Annotated in this window: 7 protein-coding genes; all 7 read right to left on the reverse strand. The window is 68.5% G+C overall.

The window, feature by feature from the left end:
- Genes GXY15_11745 through GXY15_11775 form a run of 7 tightly spaced genes read right to left on the reverse strand, consistent with a single transcriptional unit; the run spans position 1 to position 6315 of the window.
- On the reverse strand, positions 1-1122 hold the full coding sequence (locus GXY15_11745; protein NLV41884.1) for a Nif3-like dinuclear metal center hexameric protein: 1122 nt from the start codon (positions 1120-1122) through the stop codon (positions 1-3).
- Positions 1119-1949 carry an AmmeMemoRadiSam system protein B gene (gene amrB, locus GXY15_11750; GenBank protein NLV41885.1) on the reverse strand — a complete coding sequence of 277 codons (831 nt, stop codon included), beginning with the start codon at positions 1947-1949 and terminating at the stop codon, positions 1119-1121. Before amrB ends, GXY15_11745 begins: the two co-directional genes overlap by 4 nt.
- A gap of 37 nt (positions 1950-1986) precedes the next feature.
- Positions 1987-2637 (reverse strand): ribulose-phosphate 3-epimerase, encoded by a 651-nt coding sequence (locus GXY15_11755; protein NLV41886.1) that lies wholly within the window; start codon positions 2635-2637, stop codon positions 1987-1989.
- 24 nt (positions 2638-2661) lie between these two features.
- Positions 2662-3657 (reverse strand): PASTA domain-containing protein, encoded by a 996-nt coding sequence (locus GXY15_11760; protein ID NLV41887.1) that lies wholly within the window; start codon positions 3655-3657, stop codon positions 2662-2664.
- Positions 3658-3707: 50 nt separating this feature from the next.
- Positions 3708-5048: a 16S rRNA (cytosine(967)-C(5))-methyltransferase RsmB gene (rsmB, locus tag GXY15_11765; GenBank protein NLV41888.1), complete on the reverse strand. Its 1341-nt coding sequence runs from the start codon at positions 5046-5048 to the stop codon at positions 3708-3710.
- Positions 5038-5982, reverse strand: a complete 945-nt coding sequence (locus GXY15_11770; protein NLV41889.1) for a methionyl-tRNA formyltransferase — start codon at positions 5980-5982, stop codon at positions 5038-5040. Before GXY15_11770 ends, rsmB begins: the two co-directional genes overlap by 11 nt.
- Complete coding sequence (locus tag GXY15_11775) at positions 5983-6315, reverse strand: YbaB/EbfC family nucleoid-associated protein (GenBank protein ID NLV41890.1); 333 nt, start codon at positions 6313-6315, stop codon at positions 5983-5985. It lies immediately after the preceding gene.
- Positions 6316-6501: the final 186 nt, after the last annotated feature.

Genomic DNA, 6501 nt, shown 5'->3' on the forward strand with positions numbered 1-6501 from the left:
TCAGGCGTCCGGAACGGGGGACACGGTGAACGGGTCGGCGCCTGACAGGACGGTAACCGGAAGCGCCGGAAAGGCCGCGCCGATCCTGCGGGCAATCTCCTGGAGCACCGGCACCTCCGTCGCATGGTGGCCCGCATCCACCACGAGCAGGTTCCGGTCGCGCGCCGCCATGGCGTCATGATACCCCAGATCCCCCGTCACATAGGCGTCCACGTCCGCCGGAATCCGCGCCACCTCGCCGCCGCCGCTCCCGCCCAGCACCGCCACCCGGCGGACCCTGCCCGCCGCGTCCGGAACCACCGCCCGCGCCGCCGGGGCGTCCAGCACGCGTTTCACCCGGTCAAAGAAGGCGGCCGCCTCCTCGGGGTCCGGAAGGTTGCCCACCGTGCCCAGCCCGATCTGCGGATCGGCGCCCTCCAGCGGATAAACATCGTAGGCGGGCTCCTCGTAGGGGTGAACGGCAAACAGCGCTGAGAGCACCCCGGGAAGCAGCGCCTTGCGTACCACCACCTCAAAACGGCGCTCGGGCTCCTCGTTCACACGCCCCGCCAAACCGCTGTACGGGACGCTCTCCTCCCCGGGGAGGAAGGTGCCGATGCCGGGGCCGCTGAACGTGCAGCTGGTGTAGTCCCCGATGACGCCGCCCCCGGCGCCGCACACCGCCTCACGAATCTGCTGCAGGTGGGATTCGGGGACAAAGGTCACCAGCTTGACCCGTTTCGCCTGCTCGCAGGGGAAGAGGGGGGTGGTCCGTTCCAGCCCCAGCCGACTGGCCAGGGCCGCGTTGACCCCGTCCGGGGCCACGTCCAAGTTGGTGTGCGCGGCAAACACGGAGACGCCGCCGGCGGCCAGCTGGACCGCCAGCCGCTCGGCCGGCGCATCCATGCGCAACGCGCGCAGGGGGTCCCAGATCAGGGGATGATGCGCCACCAGAAGGTTGATGTTGCGCGTCTTGGCGATGCGGAACACCTCCGCCGTGACCGTGAGACAGACACCCACCCCCTCCACCGGCTGGTCCGGCCGCCCTGCGTGCAGGCCGATGCGGTCCCAGGACGCGGCCCACTCCGGACTCGCCCACCGGTCCATCATCCCGCACACATCCTCCACGCGAATCTGTGTCATCGCTGCGCCGTCTCCCCGGTTGATTCATCCCTGCAAAAGACCACCGCGCCGTAGCCAACCACCCGGGACGCGTCCCCGAAGGCCTCCGCGCTTGTGGCGTGCCTGGCCACCACCCCGCGAACGGCGCCCCTGCGGACGGCGCAGGCCATCGCCGCGGCCACCGCCGCGCCGCCGCACAATGCGCGCTCCATCCCGGCGGCCCGCAGCCGCGCCGGATCAAGGGACGCCACCGCCGCCAATGTTGCCCGGTCCATGGCCACCGCCTCCTCCAGGGGCAGATAATGGGACAGGTCCGTGGAGGCCACCACCACGTCCTCCTCCCCCAGAAGGTCTGCCAGCGCCCCCCCAAACACGGAATGCTCCGCCCCGGCCCGCCCGCCGAAAAGGACCGGGAGAACGCGCGCTCCGGGAAAGGCGGCCTGCACGAAAGGCAGCTGCGTCTCCAGGCAGTGCTCCTCCACATGGGGCTCATCCCCCGCGTCGCCAAAGCGGTCCCGAATCCGGGCGGCCAGCTCCGTATCCACCCCGATCCGGCCCAGCGGCGTCTCAAACGCGTCATAGGCACCCAGCGCGGGGCCCGCGAAACGATACCGGTGCGAGCACCCCAGCAACACCACCCGCCCCGGCTTCCGGTGACGGAGGGCGGCGAAGCACACCCCGGCGGTCGGGCCGGAATAGACATAGCCCGCGTGGGGAGAGACCCCCACGCCCACATCGGAAAGGGATTCCCCCGCGCCCCCCTCGAGATACCGTCCCACCTCCTCCGCCAGCACGGAGGGGTCGTCCGTGTAGAATGTGCCGGCAACGGCCGCCCTGCGTGTGCGCATCTGGATGGACATCCTCCCGAACCGGGCTGCGACGTGCTCAGCCCGCAGCGTTTTTCAGGGTCTCCACCGCCTCCAGATAGGAATGGTGCCTGAATATGTACGAACCGGCGACGAGCACGTTTGCGCCCGCCTCCACCACCTGCCTCGAGGTGGTCTCGTCTATGCCGCCGTCCACCTCCAGGTCCCGGTCGCCCAGCATGGCCCGCAGGTTCTCGATTTTCCGGAGCATGTCGGAAATGAAGGACTGCCCCCCAAACCCCGGGTTCACGGACATGACCAGCACCATGTCGCAGTCGTTGGCCAGATACTCCAACTCGTCCTCCGAGGTGCCCGGGTTGAGGACCAGCCCCGCCTTGCACCCGAGATCCTTGATGCGGCGCAGCAGCCGGTGCGGGTGCCGGGTCGCCTCGGCGTGGAAGGTGATGATGTCCGCCCCCGCCTCCGCAAAATCCTCCACATAGTCCTCGGGACGGTCAATCATCAGGTGGACATCCATCGGCACGGTGCAGAACCGGCGGAGCGACGCCAAAACGGGCGGCCCGAACGTGATGTTCGGGACAAAGTGCCCGTCCATGATGTCGCAGTGGATCATGTCCGCCCCCGCCTCAATGACCGTGGTGATCTCCTCGCCCAGCCGGGAGAAATCGCAGGCGAGCAGGGAAGGGGAGACCTTGATTTGTTGCGCCATGAAGAAAACACTCCTTAATTGCGTTTACAGGGACGCGGCGGTCCCCATGCGGACCGGCTCATTGCCCTGGCTCAGGCGGTAGGACGCCTCGAGTTTTCCATCCACATACACCTCCAGCACGGCCTCCTGAACATAACTGACGGGAAGCCGGATGGCCGCCCCGGCCAGATAGGTGGCCCGGGACGCGTCGTCGAAGGAGGGGGGCTTGGCCCACACGGTCTGGCGGCTCCCCGACCGGTCCACAATGTCCACCCGGATGTCGCGCCCGTACCAGTCATAGGTCATCTCGTGGCGCACAGTGGCCTGGTGCCGCTGCGAGGGGGCCTCCAGCGACCCGGAAGGCCGGAAGTCATAGGTGATCACCTGGTCCGGGTAGATCAGCGAATCCGGCGGCGGCGTCTGGGCGAGCACGACGTCGTACTGCGCGTCCGGAAGATCCACCGGGTTGGCCACCAGCGCCACGCCAAAAGGCGCCATGAGCCGCTCCACGTCGGCGATGCCCACCCCGCGCAGGTCCGGCATCAGCGCATTCGCCCGCGTGTTGCCCGCGCTGAGGAGCAGGTGCACCTCGGCCTGGCCCGCCAGCTCCCCGCCCGGCGGCGGGTCCTGGGACAGCACCGTGTCCCGCGGCACATCCGAAGGGATGCGCGCCAGGCTTCCGACGCGGAAACGCGCCTCGCCCAGCAGCCTGCGGGCCTCCTCCAGCGCCTTGCCCCGGATGTCGGGGGCGCGCAGGAAATCCTGGCCCATGCTCACCACCACGTCCACGTCGCGGCCCAGGCGGACCACACGGCCCGCGGCCGGCTTCTGGGAGATGATGTAGTACTTGGGCACCGTGGGCGACGCGACCTGCGTCTGGCGTCCCAGCCCCAGGCCCCGCTCCCCCAGCACGGCCGCCGCCTCGGTGATGGGCATGCCCGCCACCGGGGGCACGGAGGTCTGCTGGCGCGTGCCCAGGGCGTAGGTGTAGACGAACCAGCCCGACCCGGCCATCACCAGCACAAAGACCACCAGCGCCACGGACCACTGGATGGACCAGGCGATGAAGCGGAGGATGAAGAAAAAGACCCCTAGGACAGCTTCCGCAGCCGCGTCAGAAAGAACGCGTCCAAAGCCGGGTCTGACGGGTCGGTTTGGTATTGTCCCCTGGCTGTTTTCCACGGCGAAAGCGTCTCCGGACCGTCCTCGGGCGCGCAGGCGCCCTCGGAAAGCAGGGATTCAACCACTTCTGTGGTTTCCTGACGGGTGAACGTGCAAACGGAGTAGACGACGACGCCCCCATTCTTGCAGAGTCTCAAGGCTCCGCGCAACAGCGCGCGCTGCGTTTCGGCAAGCCGCAGCACACTTTCCGGCGTCGCATGCCACTTAATGTCCGGATGGCGGCGGAGGGTTCCCAGCCCCGAGCAGGGCGCGTCGAGCAGCACCCGGTCGAAACTTCCCTCCCGGAAGGGGGGATGTGTGCCGTCGGCGCAGACAATGCCCGCCGCCTCCAGCCCCAGGCGCTCGAAGTTCTCCTGAATCTGCCCCATGCGGCGCGGCTGGTTGTCTGCGGCCACGAGGAACAGGCCCTCGGGGGCGCGCTGGGCGATGTGGGTGGCCTTTCCCCCCGGCGCGGCGCACAGGTCCAGCACCCGCTCACCGGGCACCGCGTCCAGCAGGAGCGCGGGCATCTGCGACGCCGGATCCTGCAGCAGAAAACAACCGTCCTGGAAGAGGCGGGAGGCGGTGAGACCGTGGCCGTGGCCGTCCACCACCGTGAGCTCTTCGGGAAGGGGGGTGGCCTTCACCGTGGCGAACCCCGCCTTGGCCAGACGCGCGGCAACGGACTCGACGCTGCCCCGGCGGGTGTTGACCCGGAGGCACACCGGAGCCTCGCGCCCCGTGAGCGCGCAGATGTCGGCGGCCTTCTCCGGACCGAAACGCTCGATGATGTCCCGCACGATCCACCGGGGCAGGGAGTAACGCACCCGCAAATGCTCGACCAGGCTCGTCGCGGGGTCGGGGAAGGACACTTCCTCCAGGGTGGCGGGCGCCTTCCGCAGGATGGCGTTGACCATCCGCGCCAGCCCGGCATGGGACCGGTGCCGCGCCAGCTCCACCGAGGTGTGGACCATGGCGGGCCGGGTGACCTGCGAGCAGAAGAGGGACTGAAAGACCGCCATGCGCAGGATCGCATGCACCGCCGGGGGAAGCTCGTCCAGCGGCTGATGGCACAGCCCCGCGAGCACGTGGTCGCAAAGCAGGCGGTGGCGCACCGTGCCGTAGACCAGCTGGGTCATGAAACGCCGCCCCCGGTCGGCGACGGGACGCCGCCGGAGGGTCTTGTCAAGGGAGATGTCAAGGTGTATGCCCCGCGTAAACACGCGCAGGAGCACATCCACCGCCGCATCGCGCACCGGGTCAATCGGCATCGGGAATGTCCTCAAAGCGCTCCCCGGGGCGGATGGAGTGCCCGCGCAGGAAGTCAGCCATGTCCAGCGGCTTCTTGCCGGGCGCCTGAAAGCGAAGGATGGCGAGAATCCCGTCGCCCGTGGCCACACGGAGCGTGTCCGCCGCCGCTTCCACCACCGTGCCCGGCGCGGCTCCGGCCTCCCCGGACTCCGGCCGCGTGGCCAGAATCCTGCACACCTGGCCCTTGTAGAGGGTCTGCGCGGCGGGCCAGGGCACGCACGCGCGCACCCGGTTGTGAATGCGCCGGGCCGAACCGTCCCAGCGGATGTATCCGTGGTTTTTCCGGAACATTTTGCAGTAGGTCACCCGCCCGGGATCCTGCGGCGTGAAGACCGCCGTGCCGTCCAAGACCCGGTCCATTTGGTCGGGCATCATCTCGGCCGCCAGGACGGCAAGCCGCCCGGTCAGGTCCTCCGCCGTCTCCTCAGGGAGAATCACCGTGCGTTGCTGCGCGAGAAGGTCCCCCGAGTCCATCTCCAGCGTCATGCGCATGATGGTCACGCCCGTCTCCGCGTCCCCCTCCAGAACGGCGGTCTGGATGGGCGAGGGGCCCCGCCACCGGGGCAGCAGGCTGGGATGCACATTGAGCCAGCCCAGCGGGGGAATATCCAGCAGGACCTGCTTTACCAGGCGGCCGTAGGCCGCCACCACGCACATGTCCGGACGAAGGTCACGCAGTGCCAGGACAAACGACTCCGTGTTGGGCGTCTCCGGCTGGAGGACGGGGATGCCTCGCTCCTGCGCCCACACCTTGACGGGCGGGGGGGAAGGACGGCCGCTCCGGCCCTTGGGCCGGTCCGGCTGGCAGACCACCGCCGACACCCCGTGCCGGGCGTGGACCGCGTCAGCAATCGGCACGGCAAGTTCGGGGGTGCCAAAGAAAACCGTGCGCACTCAGCTGATTCCCGGGATGTCGTAGCCGCCGGTCATGTCGCGCATGCGCTGCTGCACATACTCCTGCGCCGTCTTGATGGCGGAGTTGACGGCGGCCTGCACCATGGCGGCCAACTCTTCGCAACGCTCCGGTGCGACCAGGTCCGGGCTGATAATCAGGGATTCAATCTCCATGGTGCCGTTCACCACCACCCGTACCGCCCCCCCCAGCGTTTCGCCCTCAAAACGCTTTTCGGCCAGTTCGGCCTTCATCTCCTCGATGCGCTTGCGCATGTCCAGTGCCTGCTGGAGCAGCCCGCCCATTTTCGCCAAATCGCCCAGTCCGCGAAGCATAGGTATTCCTTTCCTGTTCACAGGGGCCCTTAGTATACCACCCGTCCGCGCGCCGGGAGGCCTAGCAGCCCGTGGCAAAAGGCTGAATTGAGCGGACCATGTTGAGGTGGTTCCATGCGGGCGTTTCTGGGCGTGTCGTGTGGCGGTGTTTCCTGCGGGGGGGCATACAGGACCAAATGGTCTGTC

This window comes from Candidatus Hydrogenedentota bacterium, from assembly GCA_012730045.1.
GTDB lineage: Bacteria > Hydrogenedentota > Hydrogenedentia > Hydrogenedentales > CAITNO01 > JAAYBR01.

Bases quoted from the DNA above. Each gene is read 5' to 3' on its own strand.
- rsmB (NLV41888.1), bottom strand. From the start codon at position 5,048: ATGCCGATTGACCCGGTGCGCGATGCGGCGGTGGATGTGCTCCTGCGC.
- GXY15_11775 (NLV41890.1), bottom strand. From the start codon at position 6,315: ATGCTTCGCGGACTGGGCGATTTGGCGAAAATGGGCGGGCTGCTCCAG.
- GXY15_11745 (NLV41884.1), bottom strand. From the start codon at position 1,122: ATGACACAGATTCGCGTGGAGGATGTGTGCGGGATGATGGACCGGTGG.
- amrB (NLV41885.1), bottom strand. From the start codon at position 1,949: ATGCGCACACGCAGGGCGGCCGTTGCCGGCACATTCTACACGGACGAC.
- GXY15_11755 (NLV41886.1), bottom strand. From the start codon at position 2,637: ATGGCGCAACAAATCAAGGTCTCCCCTTCCCTGCTCGCCTGCGATTTC.